The organism is Luteibacter rhizovicinus (genome assembly GCF_004342265.1).
Classification (GTDB): domain Bacteria; phylum Pseudomonadota; class Gammaproteobacteria; order Xanthomonadales; family Rhodanobacteraceae; genus Luteibacter; species Luteibacter rhizovicinus_B.
Window position 1 is genome coordinate 162,020 of the sequence record NZ_SMCS01000001.1, and the last position, 17,897, is coordinate 179,916.

General features: G+C 64.8%; 19 protein-coding genes. 11 read left to right on the top strand and 8 right to left on the bottom strand.

Translation table 11 applies throughout. From position 1 onward, the window contains the following. Positions 1-217: 217 nt before the first annotated feature. Positions 218-2,281 carry an EAL domain-containing response regulator gene (locus tag EC912_RS00695; protein ID WP_132141228.1) on the bottom strand — a complete coding sequence of 688 codons (2,064 nt, stop codon included), beginning with the start codon at positions 2,279-2,281 and terminating at the stop codon, positions 218-220. A 92-nt stretch (positions 2,282-2,373) separates the two neighbouring features. Continuing rightward, a complete protein-coding gene (gene epmB / locus EC912_RS00700; RefSeq protein ID WP_132141229.1) occupies positions 2,374-3,402 on the bottom strand; it encodes an EF-P beta-lysylation protein EpmB in 1,029 nt (342 codons plus the stop codon). 87 nt (positions 3,403-3,489) lie between these two features. On the opposite strand from epmB, the gene efp reads away from it, so the two are divergent. The 7 genes from efp to folE2 all read left to right on the top strand — a co-directional run bounded on the left by efp (position 3,490) and on the right by folE2 (position 9,074). Further along, positions 3,490-4,071, top strand: coding sequence for an elongation factor P (gene efp, locus EC912_RS00705; protein WP_132141230.1), 582 nt, complete (start codon positions 3,490-3,492; stop codon positions 4,069-4,071). Between the two features lie 115 nt (positions 4,072-4,186). After that, positions 4,187-5,524 (top strand): TRZ/ATZ family hydrolase, encoded by a 1,338-nt coding sequence (locus tag EC912_RS00710; protein WP_132141231.1) that lies wholly within the window; start codon positions 4,187-4,189, stop codon positions 5,522-5,524. Next, entirely contained in the window at positions 5,521-5,790 is a 270-nt protein-coding gene (locus EC912_RS00715; RefSeq protein ID WP_243649094.1) for a YciI family protein, read from the top strand. Before EC912_RS00710 ends, EC912_RS00715 begins: the two co-directional genes overlap by 4 nt. A 34-nt stretch (positions 5,791-5,824) precedes the next feature. Beyond that, on the top strand, positions 5,825-6,532 hold the full coding sequence (gene ubiG / locus EC912_RS00720; RefSeq protein ID WP_132141232.1) for a bifunctional 2-polyprenyl-6-hydroxyphenol methylase/3-demethylubiquinol 3-O-methyltransferase UbiG: 708 nt from the start codon (positions 5,825-5,827) through the stop codon (positions 6,530-6,532). Further along, positions 6,529-7,209: a phosphoglycolate phosphatase gene (gene gph, locus EC912_RS00725; RefSeq protein ID WP_132141233.1), complete on the top strand. Its 681-nt coding sequence runs from the start codon at positions 6,529-6,531 to the stop codon at positions 7,207-7,209. Before ubiG ends, gph begins: the two co-directional genes overlap by 4 nt. Continuing rightward, on the top strand, positions 7,206-8,042 hold the full coding sequence (locus EC912_RS00730) for a squalene/phytoene synthase family protein (RefSeq protein ID WP_132141234.1): 837 nt from the start codon (positions 7,206-7,208) through the stop codon (positions 8,040-8,042). The genes gph and EC912_RS00730 overlap by 4 nt, the downstream gene beginning before the upstream one ends. Positions 8,043-8,150: 108 nt before the next feature. Continuing rightward, positions 8,151-9,074 carry a GTP cyclohydrolase FolE2 gene (folE2, locus tag EC912_RS00735; RefSeq protein WP_132141235.1) on the top strand — a complete coding sequence of 308 codons (924 nt, stop codon included), beginning with the start codon at positions 8,151-8,153 and terminating at the stop codon, positions 9,072-9,074. 241 nt (positions 9,075-9,315) lie between these two features. On the opposite strand, the gene EC912_RS00740 is transcribed toward folE2, so the two are convergent. Genes EC912_RS00740 through EC912_RS00755 form a run of 4 tightly spaced genes read right to left on the bottom strand, consistent with a single transcriptional unit; the run spans position 9,316 to position 12,472 of the window. Continuing rightward, on the bottom strand, positions 9,316-10,119 hold the full coding sequence (locus EC912_RS00740) for a M23 family metallopeptidase (RefSeq protein ID WP_132141236.1): 804 nt from the start codon (positions 10,117-10,119) through the stop codon (positions 9,316-9,318). Next, positions 10,119-11,456 (bottom strand): dihydroorotase, encoded by a 1,338-nt coding sequence (locus tag EC912_RS00745; RefSeq protein WP_132141237.1) that lies wholly within the window; start codon positions 11,454-11,456, stop codon positions 10,119-10,121. The genes EC912_RS00740 and EC912_RS00745 overlap by 1 nt, the downstream gene beginning before the upstream one ends. Beyond that, positions 11,449-11,721, bottom strand: a complete 273-nt coding sequence (gene yidD / locus EC912_RS00750) for a membrane protein insertion efficiency factor YidD (protein ID WP_207906741.1) — start codon at positions 11,719-11,721, stop codon at positions 11,449-11,451. Before yidD ends, EC912_RS00745 begins: the two co-directional genes overlap by 8 nt. A 25-nt stretch (positions 11,722-11,746) precedes the next feature. Continuing rightward, on the bottom strand, positions 11,747-12,472 hold the full coding sequence (locus EC912_RS00755; RefSeq protein WP_132141239.1) for a hypothetical protein: 726 nt from the start codon (positions 12,470-12,472) through the stop codon (positions 11,747-11,749). Positions 12,473-12,482: 10 nt separating this feature from the next. On the opposite strand from EC912_RS00755, the gene dksA reads away from it, so the two are divergent. Both dksA and EC912_RS00765 read left to right on the top strand, forming a co-directional pair. After that, positions 12,483-12,971 carry an RNA polymerase-binding protein DksA gene (gene dksA / locus EC912_RS00760; RefSeq protein ID WP_132141240.1) on the top strand — a complete coding sequence of 163 codons (489 nt, stop codon included), beginning with the start codon at positions 12,483-12,485 and terminating at the stop codon, positions 12,969-12,971. A gap of 749 nt (positions 12,972-13,720) precedes the next feature. Beyond that, positions 13,721-13,903 (top strand): hypothetical protein, encoded by a 183-nt coding sequence (locus EC912_RS00765; protein ID WP_132141241.1) that lies wholly within the window; start codon positions 13,721-13,723, stop codon positions 13,901-13,903. 47 nt (positions 13,904-13,950) lie between these two features. On the opposite strand, the gene EC912_RS00770 is transcribed toward EC912_RS00765, so the two are convergent. Beyond that, entirely contained in the window at positions 13,951-14,382 is a 432-nt protein-coding gene (locus tag EC912_RS00770; RefSeq protein ID WP_132141242.1) for a SufE family protein, read from the bottom strand. Next, positions 14,379-15,758 carry a cysteine--tRNA ligase gene (cysS, locus tag EC912_RS00775; RefSeq protein ID WP_132141243.1) on the bottom strand — a complete coding sequence of 460 codons (1,380 nt, stop codon included), beginning with the start codon at positions 15,756-15,758 and terminating at the stop codon, positions 14,379-14,381. The genes EC912_RS00770 and cysS overlap by 4 nt, the downstream gene beginning before the upstream one ends. Positions 15,759-15,965: 207 nt before the next feature. Between cysS and EC912_RS00780 the strand changes: the two genes are divergently transcribed. Then, positions 15,966-16,505, top strand: a complete 540-nt coding sequence (locus tag EC912_RS00780; protein WP_132141244.1) for a glycine zipper 2TM domain-containing protein — start codon at positions 15,966-15,968, stop codon at positions 16,503-16,505. Positions 16,506-16,817: 312 nt separating this feature from the next. Next, on the top strand, positions 16,818-17,852 hold the full coding sequence (locus EC912_RS00785; protein WP_132141245.1) for an N-acetylornithine carbamoyltransferase: 1,035 nt from the start codon (positions 16,818-16,820) through the stop codon (positions 17,850-17,852). The last annotated feature ends 45 nt before the right edge of the window (positions 17,853-17,897 follow it).

A 17,897-nucleotide genomic window follows, 5' to 3' on the forward strand; every position in this document is an offset into this window, starting at 1 on the left:
TCGGTTCGCGGGCTTTTTCATGCCTGCGATTTGCGGCGACAGCCTTCGTGTAGGAGCCCGCTCGCGGGCGAAAGCCAACGGAGCGGCGATGCCATACGTGACATCCGCAGCCGGAATACCGGGCTTGCGGATGTGAGCACCCGTCTTCCTCGCCCCGTTGGCTTTCGCCCGCGAGCGGGCTCCTACAGGAGTTGCATAGCGAGGGGAGGCATTCCGGTCAGACCGTCGAATATTCCTCGGCCAGCACTTTCGCGGGCTCCTGCAGGAAGTTGCCTTGCACGAAGTCGACGCCGCAGGCGAAAAGCAGCGATGTACTCGCCGCGTCTTCGACCCATTCGGCCACCGTCTGTTTGCCGGAGGCGTGACCTTCCTTGCAGATCTCGGCGATCTTTTTCTGATTCTCAGGGTGCTGCGGCAGTTCGGTCATGAAGCTGCGATCGATTTTGAGGAAGTCCGCCTCGACGTGATTCAGCAACTGGAACGAGTTGAGGCCCGAGCCGAACTGTTCCAGGGCGAACTTGCCACCTACCTTGCGCCAGCCGGAAACGAATTCCTGCACGGGACGAAGGCTGGTGAGCACCTTTGTTTCCGGCATTTCGATAACCAGCGTGCTCCGGCGGAGTTTTGCGGTTTCCAGGCGGCGCTGCAGCCAGGCCAGGAGATCCGGTTCCTGCATCGACTGCAGGGTGATCTTCACGAAGTACGTGGTCGTCAGGCCGTCTTTCTCGCGATGGGCGAGCGCGTCGATCGCGTGACCGAGTACCCAACGATCGATGGCCGGGAGCAGGCCGTTGCGTTCGGCGACGGGCAGGAAGTACGAAGGCAATACGTCGCCCTTCGGACCGCGCATGCGCACCAGGATTTCGTAGAACTCGCCGGATGCGTCCTGCAGACTGATGATCTGCTGGTGGTAGAGGCGCAAGCCGTCGCTGTCCAGTGCTTCGCGGACGAGATCGAGCCAGTACTGCTCGCGTTCGGCATCCGCCTTCTCGCGCGCGCTGGGATCGTGGATTTCGACGCGGTTGCCGCCCTGGTTCTGCGCGTTGCGTAGCGCCGTGCCCGCCTGTCCGAGTACCGTTTCGGTATTCGCGTTCTTCTCGGCCAGCAGCGTGCCGCCGACGGTGAGCGTGATCGTAAGGGAGAGCACTCCGGCATCGAAGATGCTTTCGGCCACCGCGGCGCGCAGGCGCTCGGTCAGTGCCGCGTGCTCGAGATCGTTACGGTGGGCCAGGATCAGACCCAAGGTGTGGTCGCCGAGCACACCGGCGATGTCTTCCTCGCCGATGGCATCGCTGACCTTCCTCGCAATGGCGGCAAACAGACTGTCGGCCTGACCGATGCCGATGTTGCCGACGATGTCCTTCCAGTTGTCCGGCTCGACGAGCAGCACGGCCTGGCCGTCCTGACCGCCGGCCGCGGCGGCGATGGCCTCGTCGATGTGCGCGAGCGTGCGTGCGCGATTGAACAGGCCCGTGACGGGATCGCGCTGCAACTGGGCCACCAGCGCAGGGTCGACCGTCTGCTGGCGGAATACGATCTGCAGGCAGGGTTCGTTTTCGAATGTGGCATGCGCGAATTCGACGCTGGCCTTGAATGTGCCGCCTTCGGCGCGGCGGGCCTGGAGGTCGATGGGCGAGGGTGGCTTGTCGCCGCGCGACAGGCCACGTAGCAGCGCCTTGAATTCGTCGGCCTGCGCGACGGAGATGAGATCGAGAATGGGCAGGCCGAGAATGTCGTCGAAATCGTCGAACCCGAAGGTTTCGAGATAGGCCTGATTGACCCTGACGTGCATGCCTTCGTGTACGTATGCGATAGCGTCGCGCGACGAATCGAGCAGCGCGTCGCAACGGCGCTCGGATTCGCGCAGCGAGGTTTCCAGCTTGCGCACTTGCCGGCGGGTGGTCAGCGCTTCGAATTCGCGCTGGACGACGGCCAGCACCTGAGCGGGGCGAGTACGTAGCGCCACGCCGCGCGTACCGCTGGCGAACAGGTCGCTGACGAGCTGGTCGGTCAGGCTGGGGATGACGCCAAGCAGCGCAAGGTCGCGGCCGCTCGCATCGAGCTGGCGGGCGACATCGGCCGCGTTTATGCCGGCGACATCCGGATTGAGCATGACCAGGTCGGGTGCGAACTCGTCGAGACTGGATTGCAGTTCGGCGAGCGTGGTAACACGGGCGGGTCTTACCGCGATACCGCCGTTGCGGAGAATGTTGATCAGTTGCTCGGCATCTTCCACCGAGTCTTCGATGAAAAGGATCTTGATCACGTTGTCGTGTTTCATGTGTTCACTTGCCAGAGCCTTGCCCCCACGACCCTTGTCGGGCCGCCCCCCTGCGGTCGATCTGATCCAGATCCATCCACCGAATTTACATACTAGCGCGCCCGGGCGACGACAGGGCGCTTCGATGGCTCGCCGGGAAGTTCCCGTACGAGACGCGGGACCAGATAGCCGGGCAGGATGCTGCGCATCCCGTCCATCAGCGCCAGGGCATCCTCGTCGGAGACTTCGAAATGCGCCGCGCCCGCCACACGGTCCAGCTGGTGCAGGTAATACGGAAGCACGCCCGCCGCGAACGAGCGCTCGGCAAGCGCGGCCTGGGTTGTCACGTCGTCGTTGATGCCGCGCAGAAGTACTGCCTGGTTAAGGAGGGTAACGCCGGCCGCGCGCAGGCGGGCGCAGGCGTCGTCGACACTGGCGTCGAATTCCCGTGCGTGATTGGCGTGCAGGACCACCACTTTCTGCAGTGGGAGGCCGCTCAGCCAGTCGATGAATGCGTCGTCGATCCGTTCGGGCAGCACCATGGGCAGGCGTGTGTGAATGCGCAGTCGTGCGACGTGGGGAATGCCGGCCAGTCCGTCGGTCAGCTCCGTGAGCTTATGCGTCGCCAGGGCCAGCGGGTCGCCACCGGAGAGAATCAGCTCGCGGATCGAGCTGTCGTCCCGGACGTGCGCCAGGGCGTCCCGCCACTGGCCGGCAGCGGCGATCTCGTCGCCGTACGGGAAATGCCGGCGGAAGCAGTACCTGCAATTGATGGCGCAGCTGCCGCTGGCGATGAGCAGGGCGCGGCCCTCGTATTTGTGAAGCATGCCGTGGGCCGCTTTCGCATCCAGGTCGCCCACCGCATCGCGCACGAAGCCTTCCACGACGTCCAGCTCGGCCAGCTGCGGCAGTACCTGAAGCAGCAGCGGATCGCGGGCGTCGCCCTGGCGCATGCGGGCCACGAAACCGCGGGGGACGCGCAGGGCGAATCCGGCGTTGTCCTCCGGCAGGCGGGCAGCCAGTTCCGGCAGGCCGACCAGGGCCAGCAGTTCGGCCGGATCGGTAACGGAGGCGCGCCAGGCCTCGCGCCAGTCGGTGCAAGCCGGGCGAGATAGGCGAGGGCTGGGGCTTACGGTTATCATGAGCGGCCTTGAGCGGGCGATCGGACCCGCGACAGCCCCCATTTTAACCGCCGAACGCGGCGGATTTACCTCTGGAGCAGATAGCGCATGGCGACCCTTGGCCTCAATGATGTCAAAACGGGCAAGAAGATCCTTCACAACGGCGATCCTTGGCTCATCACCGAAGCCGAATTCGTCAAGCCGGGCAAGGGCCAGGCGTTCACCCGCATCCGCATCCGCAATCTTAAGGATGGCCGCACCACCGAGCAGACGCTGAAGTCCAGCGACTCCTACGAGGAAGCCGATGCCGTCGATACCGATGCGTCGTTCTCGTACATCGAAGGTATCGGTAACGAGCGCGAATGGATCTTCATGCACACCGAGACGTTCGAGCAGTACCGGGCAGCCCTCGGCGCCATGGGCGACGCTTGGAAGTGGCTCAAGGGCGACGAGGAATGCGTGATCACGCTGTTCAACGGCACCCAGATCATCGCCGTGCAGCCGCCTAAGTTCGTCGAGCTGAAGATCACCGAGACCGATCCGGGCGTCCGTGGCGACACCTCGGGCGGTGGCGGCAAGCCGGCTACCCTCGAAACCGGTGCCGTGGTCCGCGTCCCGCTGTTCGTGAACCAGGACGAGATCATCAAGGTCGATACCCGCACCGGCGAGTACGACAGCCGCGTCAAGTAAGTAAGGCGCAGGCGTTCGATACATCGATCGGCACGGTTGCCCCCTGGGCACCGTGCCGATTCTTTATAGGGGTTTTCCGGGCCCCGGTACTTTTCTCCACTTTTCCGAGGCGCCCATGAATTCGAGTCCCACCGTTATCGACCTGCTTATCGAAGCACGCTGGGTCGTCCCGGTCGAACCGCATGCCGTCGTACTCGACGATCACGCCGTTGCCATCGATGGCGGCGAAATCAAGGCGATCCTGCCCATCGCCGATGCGCGCGCCACGTATGCGCCGCGCGAACGCGTAGAGCTTTCCGAGCATGCGCTGATCCCCGGTCTCATCAATGCGCATACGCATAACCCGATGACGCTGATGCGCGGTCTGGCGGACGATCTGCCGCTGATGACCTGGCTTACCAAGCACATCTGGCCGGCCGAAGGCCGCGTCATGGGTCCGGACTTCATTCGCGACGGCGTGGAACTGGCGGTCGCCGAAATGATTCGTGGCGGCACGACCTGTGCCAACGAAAACTACTTCTTTCCCGACGTGATCGCGGCGACGTACCGGCGCATGGGTTTCCGCGCCGTGGTCGGTCTGCCGGTCATCGAATTTCCCAGCCCTTGGGCGAAGACGCGCGACGAATACTTCGCACGCGCCGAGCAGGTGCACGATGATCTGATCGGCGAAGCACTGCTGACGACGTCGTTCGTGCCGCATGCGCCATATACCGTTGCCGATGAAAGTTTCGAGCGCATCCGCATGCTCTCCGACCAGCTCGATATCCCGGTGCACCTGCATACGCACGAGACCGCGCAGGAAGTCGAAGAGAGCATCCGCGATCACGGCATCCGTCCGTTCCAGCGCCTGCAGCAGTTGGGCATCGTCAACGAACGGCTGATCGCCGTACACATGACGCAGCTGACCGACGGCGAGATCGCCGCTTGCGCAGCCGCGGGTGTCTCGGTCGTGCATTGCCCCGAGTCGAACCTCAAGCTGGCATCGGGTTTCTGCCCGGCCGAAAAGCTGCGTGTCGCGGGCGTCAACGTCGCCATCGGCACCGATGGCTGCGCATCGAATAACGATCTGGACATGTTCGGCGAGATGCGCACCGCGGCTCTGCTCGCGAAAGCCGTCGCCGGCGACGCCGCGGCATTCGACGCCGCGTATGCGCTGCGCGCCGCCACGCTCAATGGTGCGAAGGCCATGGGCCTGGGCGACCGCGTCGGTTCCATCGAAGTGGGTAAACGTGCCGACCTTGCGGCCATCCGTCTGGACGATCTCGAAACCCAGCCGCTGTATCACGTGGCTTCGCAGCTGGTATATGCCGCGGGCCGCCATCAGGTCAGCGACGTATGGATCGACGGCACGCGCAAGCTCGCCGACCGGAAGCTCGTCGGTATCGATACGGACGCCATCCGCGCGAAAGCGCGGGGCTGGCGCGAGATCATCGCCGCGGGAGATGTCGCATGAGCGATACCGGCCTGAAGCGTTTTTTGGTGCTCGCCATGCGCAAGCCGACCTTCGATCCGGCGGCGGCGGAAGCCCATCTGGTTTTCCTGGCCGATCTGAAAGAACAGCGGCTGATCGAAATGACTGGCCCTTTCGCGGACCGTTCGGGTGGCGCATACCTGTTGCTCGCCCCGGATATGGCCACGGCTACCCGGGTGGTCGAATCCGATCCGCTGCACATCACCGGTTCGTCGGTGATGACGATTCACGAATGGCAGGCGCGCTGAAAGCGCCCCTTCCTTGCCGCACGAGGTGGTTCCCATGCAAGCCAACGCCAATGTCAGCGCCGAAGAAATCGCGCGCTTCGAGAAACTCGCCGCACGCTGGTGGGATCCCGACGGCGAGTCGCGCCCGTTACACGATCTGAATCCGGTGCGTTCGGCCTATGTCGCCGGTCGCGCCTCGCTGCGCGGCGCACGTGTCGTCGACGTCGGTTGCGGCGGCGGCCTGCTTAGCGAGGCGCTGGCACGCGCCGGCGCGAACGTCACGGCCATCGATCTCGGCGACAAGCTGATCGAGATCGCGAAGCTGCACCTGTTCGAGTCGGAGCTTTCCGTCGACTACCGCGTGCAGTCCTCGTCGGACCTGGCCGAAGCCGAACCCGCATCGTTCGATGTCGTCTGCTGCATGGAACTGATCGAGCACGTGCCCGATCCGGCCGCGCTGGTGCACGATCTGTCGGCGATGCTGAAGCCCGGTGGCCAGCTGTTCCTGTCGACGCTGAATCGCACGCCCGCGGCATTCGGCGCGGCCATCGTCGGCGCGGAGTATCTGATGCGCCTGCTGCCCCGCGGTACGCACCATTACGCCCAGTTCCTCAAGCCGTCCGAAGTGGCCGGCATGCTGCGCCGGTTCGATCTGGAACTCGAAGACATCCAGGGGCTGGCTTATAACCCGCTCACACGCAATGCGCGACTGACTGGCAATACCTCGGTCAACTACGTGCTCAGCGCACGGAAGGTCGCATGAACCGGCCCGCGTTCGCGCCGGCCGGCGTCTTCTTCGACTTGGACGGCACGCTGCTGGACAGTGCGCCGGATCTCTACGCCTCGCTGGTGATCCAGTGCGCGGAAGAAGGCGTTGCGCCGCCGCCGTACGAGCCGGTGCGCGCGGTGGTGTCGCGCGGTTCGCGTGCCGTGTTGTCGTGCGCTTTCCCCGAGGCCGACGACGCGGCGCTGCTCGCCCGCGTTCCGCGTTACCTGGAAATCTACGAAGCGTCGATGGCCTCGCATACCGTCGCGTTCGATGGCATCGAGCCGATGCTGGAAGCGCTCGACGCGCGCGGTATCGTCTGGGGCGTCGTCACGAACAAGCCGGGCTTCCTTACCGACGCGCTGCTGCCGCGACTCGTTCCGCACTGGAACACCGCGGCGGTCGTTTCCGGCGATACGTTGCCGGTAAAGAAACCCGATCCCGCTCCTGTGCTTTACGCCTGCGAACAGGCTGGCGTCGATCCGGCGCGTTGCGTGTTCGTCGGCGACGACCGGCGTGACATCCTCGCCGGTCGCGCCGCTGGCCTGTACACCGTGGCGGTTCGCTGGGGCTATCTCGACGGCGGCGATCCGGATGGCTGGGGCGCCGATGCCGTGGTCGATACACCAGCCGAACTGGCCGCCTTGCTCGGTCTGGGAGAAGTGGTCGCGTGAGCGAGGGTCCGATCTCGAGCTACGTGGACAAATGGCTGGCCGTCCAGCCGCAGCAGCGCATCGCGCTGCCGTTCGTCGACGCGTCCGAGCGCGACGTCCACGTGGCGCTCGCGGCGTTGGAACAGGAAATGATCGCCTCCGCATATGGCATTCGCGAGCCGCAGGTCGCGGCTGCCAAACTCAACTGGTGGGCCGAGGAGCTTTCCGGCGCGCCCGCCAGCGGCGGGCGACATCCGTTGACCAAGCTGCTGTGGTCCAGCGACCGCGCGCGACGTGTGCCGGCGGAACGCTGGGTCGCGCCCGTGCTGGCTGCGATGGGGCAGATCGATCAGGGAACGGCCTCGGACTTCGCTGCCCAGATCGCAGCGGCCCGCGGCATGCACGGCGCGCTGGCGGAGCTGGAAACGGCCTGGTGGTACGGTTCCGATGCGTCCGCCGAAAAAGCCGCCCGGGTGGCCACGTTGTCGCATCTGCTGTTTTCGCTGTCGCGTCTGGAGCTGGATGCCGACCACGAGCGCCTGCCGTTGCCGATGTCGCGCCTGGCCCGGCATGGTCTCAGCCGGCAGCAGATGAAGTCGGACACGCCTGAGCGGCGCGAGGCGATGCGTGCGCAGTTGGCGGATATCGCCGCAGCCCTACGCGAGGCGATGGCGCTGGATGGCCCTCTGAGCGTGTTTCGCGGCCTCGAGGGCCGTACGGCGCTGACCATTGCTTGCGGGGCCGCTCGTGCCGCGGAGCCCATGGGGGCGCTACACCGCGGCCAGTCGCGGACGGGGCCGGCCACGGCGTTCCGCGCGTGGCGCGCCGCCCGCGACAGTCGCCGTCGCGAATGAAACGAAACGCAGCGTTTCCCGCACTCAACCATTGACCCGTCGGGGGCTGGCCCCATAACGGTGACGCAGGCCGGCCCGAAGGCCCGGCAGGACTCATCAGGAACAAGCATGTACATCCACGACTCCATTCCCCGTCTCATGCCCGATGTCGCCTCGCAGGAACATGCGCTGGCCATCGGCACGCTCGACTGGGTCGGTATGGACGGCATGGAAATGCCCGTCGCTTTCGACGCCGGAGACGGCGACGTGCGCGGCACCAGCGCCCGCGTCGGCGCATGGGTCAATCTGATCCGTCCCGAAGCGCGCGGCATCCATATGTCGCGGCTGTACCTTCTTGTCGAGCAGTATCTGTCCGCGGAAACCGTCACCTCGGCCGGTCTCAAGACCCTTCTTCAGGCTTTCCTTACGTCGCACGCGGATCTGTCCGACCATGCGCGCATCACCCTCCGCTTCGAGCACCTGGTACGTCGCCGCGCCCTGCGCAGCGACAACAGCGGTTGGCGCGCATATCCGATCACCCTGGACGCCACGCTTTCCGGCGACCGTTTCGCGCTGGAAATCACGACCGACGTTGTGTATTCCTCGACTTGTCCCGCTTCGGCGGCGCTGTCGCGCCAGTTGATCCAGGAGCGCTTCGCTCAGAATTTCCCCGCGGACCGCGAGCTGGATCGCGACACGATCCTCAAGTGGCTTGGCAGCGAGCAAGGCATCGTCGCTACACCGCACGCCCAGCGCAGCACCGCAACGCTGCGTGTGCGGCCGGTTTCGGACGAGGGCTTCCCGCTGATCGACATGATCGATCGCGTGGAATCCGCGCTGGGTACGCCAGTGCAAACGGCGGTGAAGCGTGAGGACGAGCAGGCGTTCGCGCTGGCGAATGGCGGCAATCTGATGTTCTGCGAGGATGCGGCGCGCCGGATTCAGAAGACGCTGGAAGCCGATGCGCGTATCGCGGATTTCCATGTGCGCATTGCGCACCATGAGAGTCTGCATCCGCACGATGCAGTGGCATTTGCGAGCAAGGCGCGCTAAACGCGCTTTTGCCGTCGAGGGAACGTGTTCGACCCTTCGACGCATCTGTCCCTCACCGTCGCCCCTGCGCAGGCAGGGGCCCAGGGCGATAACGCTATAGGTAGGCGATATCGCTGACGGCTGCGCTCTTAAGGGCGTGAATGAGCGTTGTCGCGATGTCCCCGCACACCTGTGCGCTATGTCCCCGGTCCATACACCCGCGCAGGAGCGACGATGCGGGTTGAGGGGGACATTGGGTGGCCTAACGCCCGATTCCCGGCAACAGCAGCGGATCCAGCCGCGTCCCGAACCAGTTGAACCCCCAGTGCACATGCGGCCCCGTCGCGCGGCCGGTCATGCCCGCCGCCCCGATGATCTGCCCCTGCGTCACACGCTGTCCTACCTTCACGTCCAGGCGCGACAGGTGCAGGAAGTTCGAGGTCAGGCCAAACCCGTGGTCGAGCAGGATGGTGCCGCCGGTCAGATACAGGTCGGGCGCCGCGAACGTCACGATGCCCGGGGCCGGTGCCTTCACCGGCGTGCCCTGCGGCACGGCGATATCCATGCCCGAGTGCGGCGCCTTGGGATCGCCGTTATAGATGCGCTGATTGCCGAAGCGGCCGCTGATGCGCCCCTGCACCGGCCAGACGAACCCTTTCGCGAAATCTTCCCGATCGTCGTCGCGGTTGCGCGCGGCGGTGACGAGAGCCTGTTCGCGCTGGATGCGCGCGGCGATTTCGGGTGGCGGGTTCACGGTCTTCGGCGGCACGCCTTCGACGCGCTCGATAGGCCAGTCGCGGGGCGTGACCGTTAGCCGCTGACGCTGTGTCGACCCGCCGGGCGCCGTTATGGCGACGTCGATGGGACCGCCCTCATCGCGGCCGGCGCCAAAGACGAATGTGCCGTCCTCGCCCACGCGCACCGCTTTGCCAGCCACGCTGACGCGCGAGCCCGGTGCGGCGTGTCCCATGACAAGACCGCCCTGGGACACGGACGAGGGCAGGTCCGCGGCCACGACCGTCGCGCTGAACGCCAGTGCGAGCAGCGCAATCAGATGTCGATGCATCAACGATCGAACGCCAGACGCTGGCCACGCACGCTATCGTCGACTTTCTTGCCGTCCCAGACCCGCTGTCCGTTGACGAAGGTCGACGCGATGCTGGTACGGAACGTCGTGCCTTCGAACGGCGACCAGCCGCACTTGGACAGCACCTCCGCGCGGGTAACCGTGTGCGGGGTTGCCGGATCGACCAGCACCAGGTCGGCCGCGTAGCCTTCACGGAGAAAGCCGCGCTTGTCGACATCGAACAGCTTGGCCGGCGCGTGGCAGACCGCTTCCACGATGCGCTCCAGCGTCAGCTTGCCCTCGAAAACGCGCTCCAGCGCCGCCTGCAGGGCGAACTGCACCAGCGGCAGGCCGGACGGCGCCTTGTCGTACTTCTGCTCCTTTTCCTCGAGCAGGTGCGGCGCGTGATCCGTCGCCAGCACGTCGATGCGGCCTTCGGCCAGCGCTTTGGTGATGGCTTCGCGGTCGTTCGCCGTCTTGATCGCAGGATTGCACTTGATCAGGAAGCCGAGCTTCTCGTAGTCGGCATCGCTGAAATGCAGGAAGTGCACGCAGGTTTCGGCCGTGATCTTCTTCCCTTCGATCGGGCCCGGTTCGAACAGGGCGAGTTCGTCGGCGGTCGAGATGTGCAGCACGTGCAGACGCGTGCCGTGCTTCTTCGCCAGCGCGATCGCCAGGCGCGTGGACTTGATGCAGGCCTCGCGTGAGCGGATCAACGGATGCTCGCGGGCGGGGATATCCTCGCCGTATACCTCGTGCGCCTTCGCGAGATTCGCGTCGATCATCGGGGTGTCTTCGCAATGCGTGATGATCGGCGTGGGCACGTCGCGGAAGATGGCGTCCAGCGTTTCGGGGTTGTCGACCAGCATGTTGCCGGTCGACGCGCCCATGAATACCTTCACGCCCGGCGCGGATTTCGGGTCGAGCGTGCGGATGGCTTCGAGGTTGTCGTTGCTGGCGCCGAGGTAGAAAGCGTAGTTTACGGCCGAGGTTTCGGCGGCGCGCGTGTACTTCGCTTCGAGCGAGTCGCGGTCAAGCGCCGGCGGCTTCGTATTCGGCATTTCCATGTAGCTGGTGATACCGCCGGCGGCACAGGCGCGAGATTCGCTGTAGATGTCCGCCTTGGCCGTAAGGCCGGGTTCGCGGAAATGCACCTGGTCGTCGATCATCCCCGGCAGCAGCCACAGGCCGTTGGCGTCGATCACCTGTTCGTCACCGATCCTTGTCAGTCCCTCGCCGATAGTCTCGATTTTTCCGTTCCGGACGCGGAGATCGCCTATCCATCGGCGGCCTTCGTTAATCATCTCGGCGTTCTTGAACAGCCAGGCATCAGTCATGCGAATGTGCTCCTTGGGCGCCACAGCGGCGCAGGACAAATTGTTCGGGTACGGGATCGTCTCCGCCCTCGCACAGCGGTTGGCATCGGAGGATGCGCCAGATGGCGAGGACCATGCCACGCATCGGACCGAAGCGTGCAATGGCAACACGTGCATAATCGGAACAGGATGGATGGAACCGGCAACGTTGTCCAAGCAGCGGACTCAGCCAGCGTTTATAGAGGGAGAGCAGGGAGATGAGGAGGCGGGCCACGGTATCCGGCATCGGCCGGGCAGGGTGCCGGCAACCTTTAAGGTTTATAAGTATTCCAGAAGATGGGTTGCTGGGGTAACACATCTGGGCTATAACACCCCGCCGCCACGGCCACTAAGGTGAAGGATATGGCGAAAACCGCTCGTAGTTCCGTAGTAGCCAAAGCAACCGCCGGGAAAGGTGGTGCCAAGGCCGGTGACGCGAAAAAGGGCCATGCGGCCGCTTCCGGGGGGAAGAGCGTCAAACCCGCGTCGAAGACGTCGGCTCGACCCGTAGCGAAGGCTGCGAAAAAGGCGGTCAAGACCGTCAAGCCCGTAGCCGGCAAAGCGCCTGCGAAGCCCGTCAAGGCAGCGAAGGCTGTGGTAAAGAAAGTCGTGGCCAAGCAGGCCCCGGCGAAGAAGGCCGTTCCGGTGGCCCGTCCCAAGCCTGCGGCGAAACCCGTGGCGAAGGTCGCAAAGCCAGCCGCACCGGCAAAGAAGGCCGCCACGAAGGCGGTGGTAAAGAAAGTCGCCACAAAGGCACCGGCCAAGGCCGTCAAGCCGGCACCCAAGAAAGCCGCAGCACCCGTCACCAGGACGGCCGCTCCAAAGCAGGCATCCGCCTCGCCCAAAGCGGCCCCCGCACCGGCAGTGAAAAAAACCGCTGTCGCGCAAGATGTCGTCAGACCCACACCGGGCCGTATGGCGTCCGCCGTTGCCGTTGCGCCACCCCGGACAGCGTCCGCGGTGTCCAGCCGCTCTTCTTCCAAGAACGAAAAGTCCACGCAATCACGAATGAATAGTCTTGCCTCAAAATCCGCCGACAACGGCGTGACCCGCGAAGACGGGCGTTACGCACTGCCCGCCACGACGCAGATCGAGTTGCCCAAGGGCTATCGCCCGAAGGCGGACGAGGAATACATGAATCCTCGTCACCTCGCCTATTTCCGCAACAAGCTGCGCGACTGGCGCGATCAGCTGGTCGAAGAGTCGCGTCAGACGATGGACAACCTCCGTGAGGAAGTCCGTGACGTTGGCGATGAAGCCGAACGTGCTACGCGCGAAACCGAAAACTCGCTCGAACTGCGTACGCGCGACCGTTACCGTAAGCTGATTTCCAAGATCGACAAGGCCTTGCGCCGGATCGAGGAAGGACGCTACGGTTTCTGCGAAGAGACAGACGAAGAGATCGGTGTAGACCGCCTCGACGCCCGTCCCATCGCTACGCTGTCGCTCGATGCGCAGGAACGTCGCGAACATCTGCAGAAGCAGATGGGCGACTGATTCGCTGAGTCGATACGTACGAAGAAAAGCCCCGCTCTGGCGGGGCTTTTTTTGTGGTTCTTCACGCCTTTTCGGGGGACGGCTCGGCTTTGCCATCGCTTTCGCGCTGTGACGTTTCGGGGGAGCCGTCGGCCACCACCCTCGACGCTCCGGCTTCACCGTCGCTCGGGGAAGGAGAGCCGCTGCGCGGCTTTTGTTCTATGGCTGCGCCCCGTCGCGCCCGCGCTGCGGGCGGGGGTTTTTGATTCGGCCTCCCTGCCTCAGCAAAAACGGCGGACCGTCCAGGTCCGCCCCCTGCGGGCCTGATCCGCCCTTCGCGCTCGGTTGCGCAAGTCGCGTCGAGGGTGGTGGCCGACGGCTCTCCCGAACGCTGCGGTCACGTGGAGGAGAGCGTCGCATCGACGCATGGATAGGCGACCGCATGCCGGTCCGCGCCATCCACGTGCTCCGCTCACGCTCTCCCACAACAAACCGCAGTCGACGGTGCCGTGGCCGGGTTGGCCCTTGGGGCCGCCTTAGCCGAGGGCCGCGATGCCTAGTGACGGAGCGAAGCGGCGCTACGGCCCGCTCCCGCAGGGACGGCGCCGAAGGCCCCAAGGGCCAACCCGGTCGCGGCTTCCCCGAGGCACGAGCGTGAGCCGACGAAACCGCTGAGATAACACGAGCCGCTTTTGTTGCGACGACGTGCCCGCTCCCGAGCAATCGGGCGAAACGATCGGTAAGATGCCCGAAACCCGAAGGATGGACTCATGAGCACAAATACCCCTGCCGACGTGAATCACACCAACGGCGGCACCGCGGAGGTCACGGATTCGACAACGGGCATGCATCGCCCGGGGCATAGCGTATTGGACACCGAAGAGACGGCGGGCCTGGACGAGGTTCTGCGCGAGTCCGCCCTGCGCGATTCCGCGGTACGCATGCCTCGATAGTTCGCGGGACGCGGACCGGTTCGGGTCCGCGGATCGAATGAGCCCGATCAGACCAGCGCCGAGGCCGCCTGCGCCTTCAGTTTGGCCAGCATTGCCGCCAGGCCGTTCGAGCGCGTCGGCGACAGATGCTTTGCGAGGCCGATGGTCTCGATGAAGGTCGGTTCGGTGTCCACGATCTCGCGGGCGGAACGATTCGAGTAGACCCGCAGTACGAGGGCGATCAGGCCCGACACGATGGCCGAATCGCTGGCCGCGTCGAAATGCATGTGCCCCGGATCGCCGCTGGGAATCAGCCACACCATCGACTGGCAGCCGTGGACGCGGTTGTCCTCGTTCTTCCATTCCTGGGGGAAGGGCGGCAGCTGGCGGCCCAGATCGATCAGGTACTGGTAGCGCTCGGTCCAGTCGCTGAAGAACGCGAATTCCTCGGCGATGGCCGCCTGCGCTTCGGCTGCGGTTTTTTCGACGGGCTGGTTCATGCCTTCACCACGCTCCAGCGCGTGCCCTGAGCGCCGTCCTCGATAGCGATGCCCAACGCTTTCAGCTCGTCGCGGATAGCGTCGGAGCGGGCGAAATCGCGGGCGGCTCGTGCAGCCTGGCGTTCCTCCAGCAGCGCGTCGATCGCGGTGGCGTCCACGGCTTCGCCATCGTTGCCTTGCTTGAACCACGTCTCGGGCTCCTGCTGCAGCAAGCCGAGCAGTGCCGCGCCGCCAAGCAGGGCGGCTTTCGCGGCGCGGCGCGCGGCCGGTTCGCTGGCCTGGCGCGCGGTGTCCGCAAGTTGGGAGATTTCGGCCAGCGCCTGCGGCGTATTCAGGTCGTCGCACAACGCGGCTTCCACGGCGGCGGGAATCTGCCCGTCCGCTTCGACGTCGGCCATGTCCCGCAGGACGCCGTACCAGCCGTCCAGCGTACGTACGGCCTGGGTCATGGCGTTGTCCGACCAGTCGAGCGGCTGGCGGTAATGTCCGCGCAGCAACATCAGGCGCAGGGCCTCGGCCGGGTGCTGGCGCAGCAGTTCATGCAGCTGGAGCACGTTGCCCAGTGACTTGGACATCTTGCGGCCTTCGAAGGTCAGCATGCCGTTGTGCAGCCAGTAACGCGCGAATACCTTGCCGCCATGCGCGCAGGTGCTCTGCGCGATTTCGTTTTCGTGGTGCGGGAAGGTGAGGTCGACGCCACCGGCGTGGATGTCGATGGTTTCGCCCAGGTGCGCCTCGGTCATGGCCGAGCACTCGATGTGCCACCCCGGACGGCCACGGCCCCACGGGCTGTCCCAGCCGGGCAGGTCGGCGCTGGAGGGTTTCCACAGCACGAAGTCGCCGGGATTCTTCTTGTACGGCGCCACTTCGACGCGTGCGCCGGCCAGAAGCTCGTCCGGGTCGCGGCCCGACAGCTCGCCGTAGCGAGCGTACGAGGCGACGTCGAACAGGACGTGTCCCTCCGCTGCGTAGGCGTGGCCGCCTTCGAGCAGGCGTTCGATCATGGCGATGATCTGGGGGATGTGGTCGGTGGCGTGCGGCTCGATATCCGGCGGGGCGACGCCCAGTCCGGCCATGTCGTCGCGATACGCCTGCGCGTAGCGGTCGGTGATGACCGAGATGTCGACGTCCAGCTCGCGTGCGGCCGCATTGATCTTGTCGTCGACGTCCGTGATGTTCCGGGCGTAGACCACATGGGGGTAGTGCCGGCGCAGCAGGCGCGCCAGTACGTCGAAAACGACCGGTGGGCGGGCGTTTCCGATATGGATGTAGTTGTAGACCGTGGGGCCACAGACATACATCGTCACCCGGTCCGGATCCTGGGGAACGAACGCCTCGGTACGGCGTGTCAGGGTGTTGTAGAGCGAAATCGCCATCGGAAATCCGTCGTCGGCCAGTCCCCGATATTACCAAGCCAGTCAAGCGGCGCGCGCCCGCGGGAACTGAACTTACGCACATCCGGGTGATTGGTTGACAGGACTGTCAGGCCGGCTGCCGCGTTCTCTAAGCGTGGATTCAGCGTGAATTTGCCTAAATAGCAGTTATAGCGCTGCAAGAAATGCGCCTTCGGAGGTCGTACTTACATGTCCCGCCTGCTCATCCCCGTGTTCCTGCTCGCATTTATCGCCACCGGCGTCAGTGCGCAGGACGCCCGTTATCCGTCGTCCCCTCAGGACGACAACACCCATTACGGCTGGGCGGACGTCCTGCGCGTCGATCCGGTCTACGGCGTCGCCCGCGTGGAAACTCCCCGTCAGGAATGCTACGACCAGCCCGTGGTCCATCGCGAGCAGAGCAGCGGCAGCACGGCGGGCACCATCCTTGGCGCCGTGGTCGGTGGCGTGCTCGGTAACACCGTCGGCAAGGGCAACGGCCGCACGGCGGCCACCGTCGTGGGTGCCGTGGCCGGTGGCGCCGTCGGCAATAACGTCAGCCGTGGCGACGACCGCGTCTATCAGGGCACGGAAACCCGTTGCCGCGACGTCAGCTCGGTCTCCGAGCAGCGCCGGATCGCCGGTTACGACGTCGAATACCGTTATCGGGGCGAGGTCTACGTGTCCCGGCTGAATTACGATCCGGGCGAGCGCCTCCGGGTCCGGGTCAGCGTCGCTCCCGCCGACTGACCGTTCCATAACACCGCCGCCCCATGGGCGGCGGTTTCATGTTGCGCGACGCAACAAATATCGGCATGATGCCGGTTCTCGATTCCAAGGCCCATCCTTGTGACCACCGCCGTCTACACCGCGAATGTTCTGACCAGCGCCCGCATGGCCGCAGGAATGACGTCGCGTGCTCGTCGACCGTACATGGGATACATGGCCGGGTAGGCTGTCGCGCGCGTTTCATCCGTATCGACTAAAAACCCGGCCTAGTGCCGGGTTTTTTCGTTTCTGGCTCCTTAACTCTTTTCTCTCACCGACCCGAACTGGATTGCCATGACCGTTCGCCACTTCCTTTCCACCCAGGATTACAGCCGCGCCGAGATCGACGCCCTGCTTGAGCAGGCCGCCGAGTTCAAGCGCTCGCCCGCAGGTCAGCAACTGGCCGGCAAATCCATCGCGCTGATGTTCTTCAATCCCTCGATGCGCACCCGTACCAGTTTCGAGCTGGGCGCGTTCCAACTGGGCGGTCATGCCGTGGTGCTTTCGCCGGGCAAGGATGCGTGGCCGATCGAGTTCGAAGTGGGCAGCGTCATGGACGGGGACACCGAGGAACACATCGCGGAAGTGGCGCGGGTGCTGTCGCGCTATGTGGATCTGATCGCCGTGCGTGCTTTCCCGAAGTTCGTCGACTGGTCGGTCGATCGCGAGGACAAGGTGCTGAAGTCCTTCGCCCGGTACGCCACGGTGCCGGTCATCAATCTCGAAACCATCACCCATCCCTGCCAGGAGCTGGCGCACGCGCTGGCCCTGAAGGAGCATCTGGGCAACCTGCAGAACCGCAAGTACGTGCTGACCTGGACCTACCATCCGAAGCCGCTGAACACGGCCGTGGCGAACTCGGCGCTGCTGATCGCGACGAAGATGGGCATGGACGTCACGCTGCTGTGTCCGACGCCCGAATACATCCTCGACGAACGCTATATGGAGTTCGCGAAGGCCAACGCCCGGGAGAACGGCGGTTCGTTGCAGGTCTCGCACGACATCGAAGCGTCCTACCGCGACGCCGACGTGATCTATGCGAAGAGCTGGGGTGCGATTCCGTACTTCGGCCGCTGGGACGAAGAAAAGGCCATTCGCGAGGCCAATCGTCACTTCATCGTGGACGAAGCCAAGATGGCGCTCACGAACAATGGGCTCTTCAGTCATTGCCTGCCGCTTCGCCGCAACATCAAAGCGACCGATGCGGTCATGGATTCCCCTGCATGCATCGCCATCGACGAAGCAGAGAACCGCCTGCACGTGCAGAAGGCGGTGATGGCTTCGCTTATTTCGCAGTCGTCGGGCGGGAAGTCCGGCCTCGGCTTCTGATCGTCGCGCAGATTTTTCTTTTCGACTTACTTTTTTTCCGGAGCA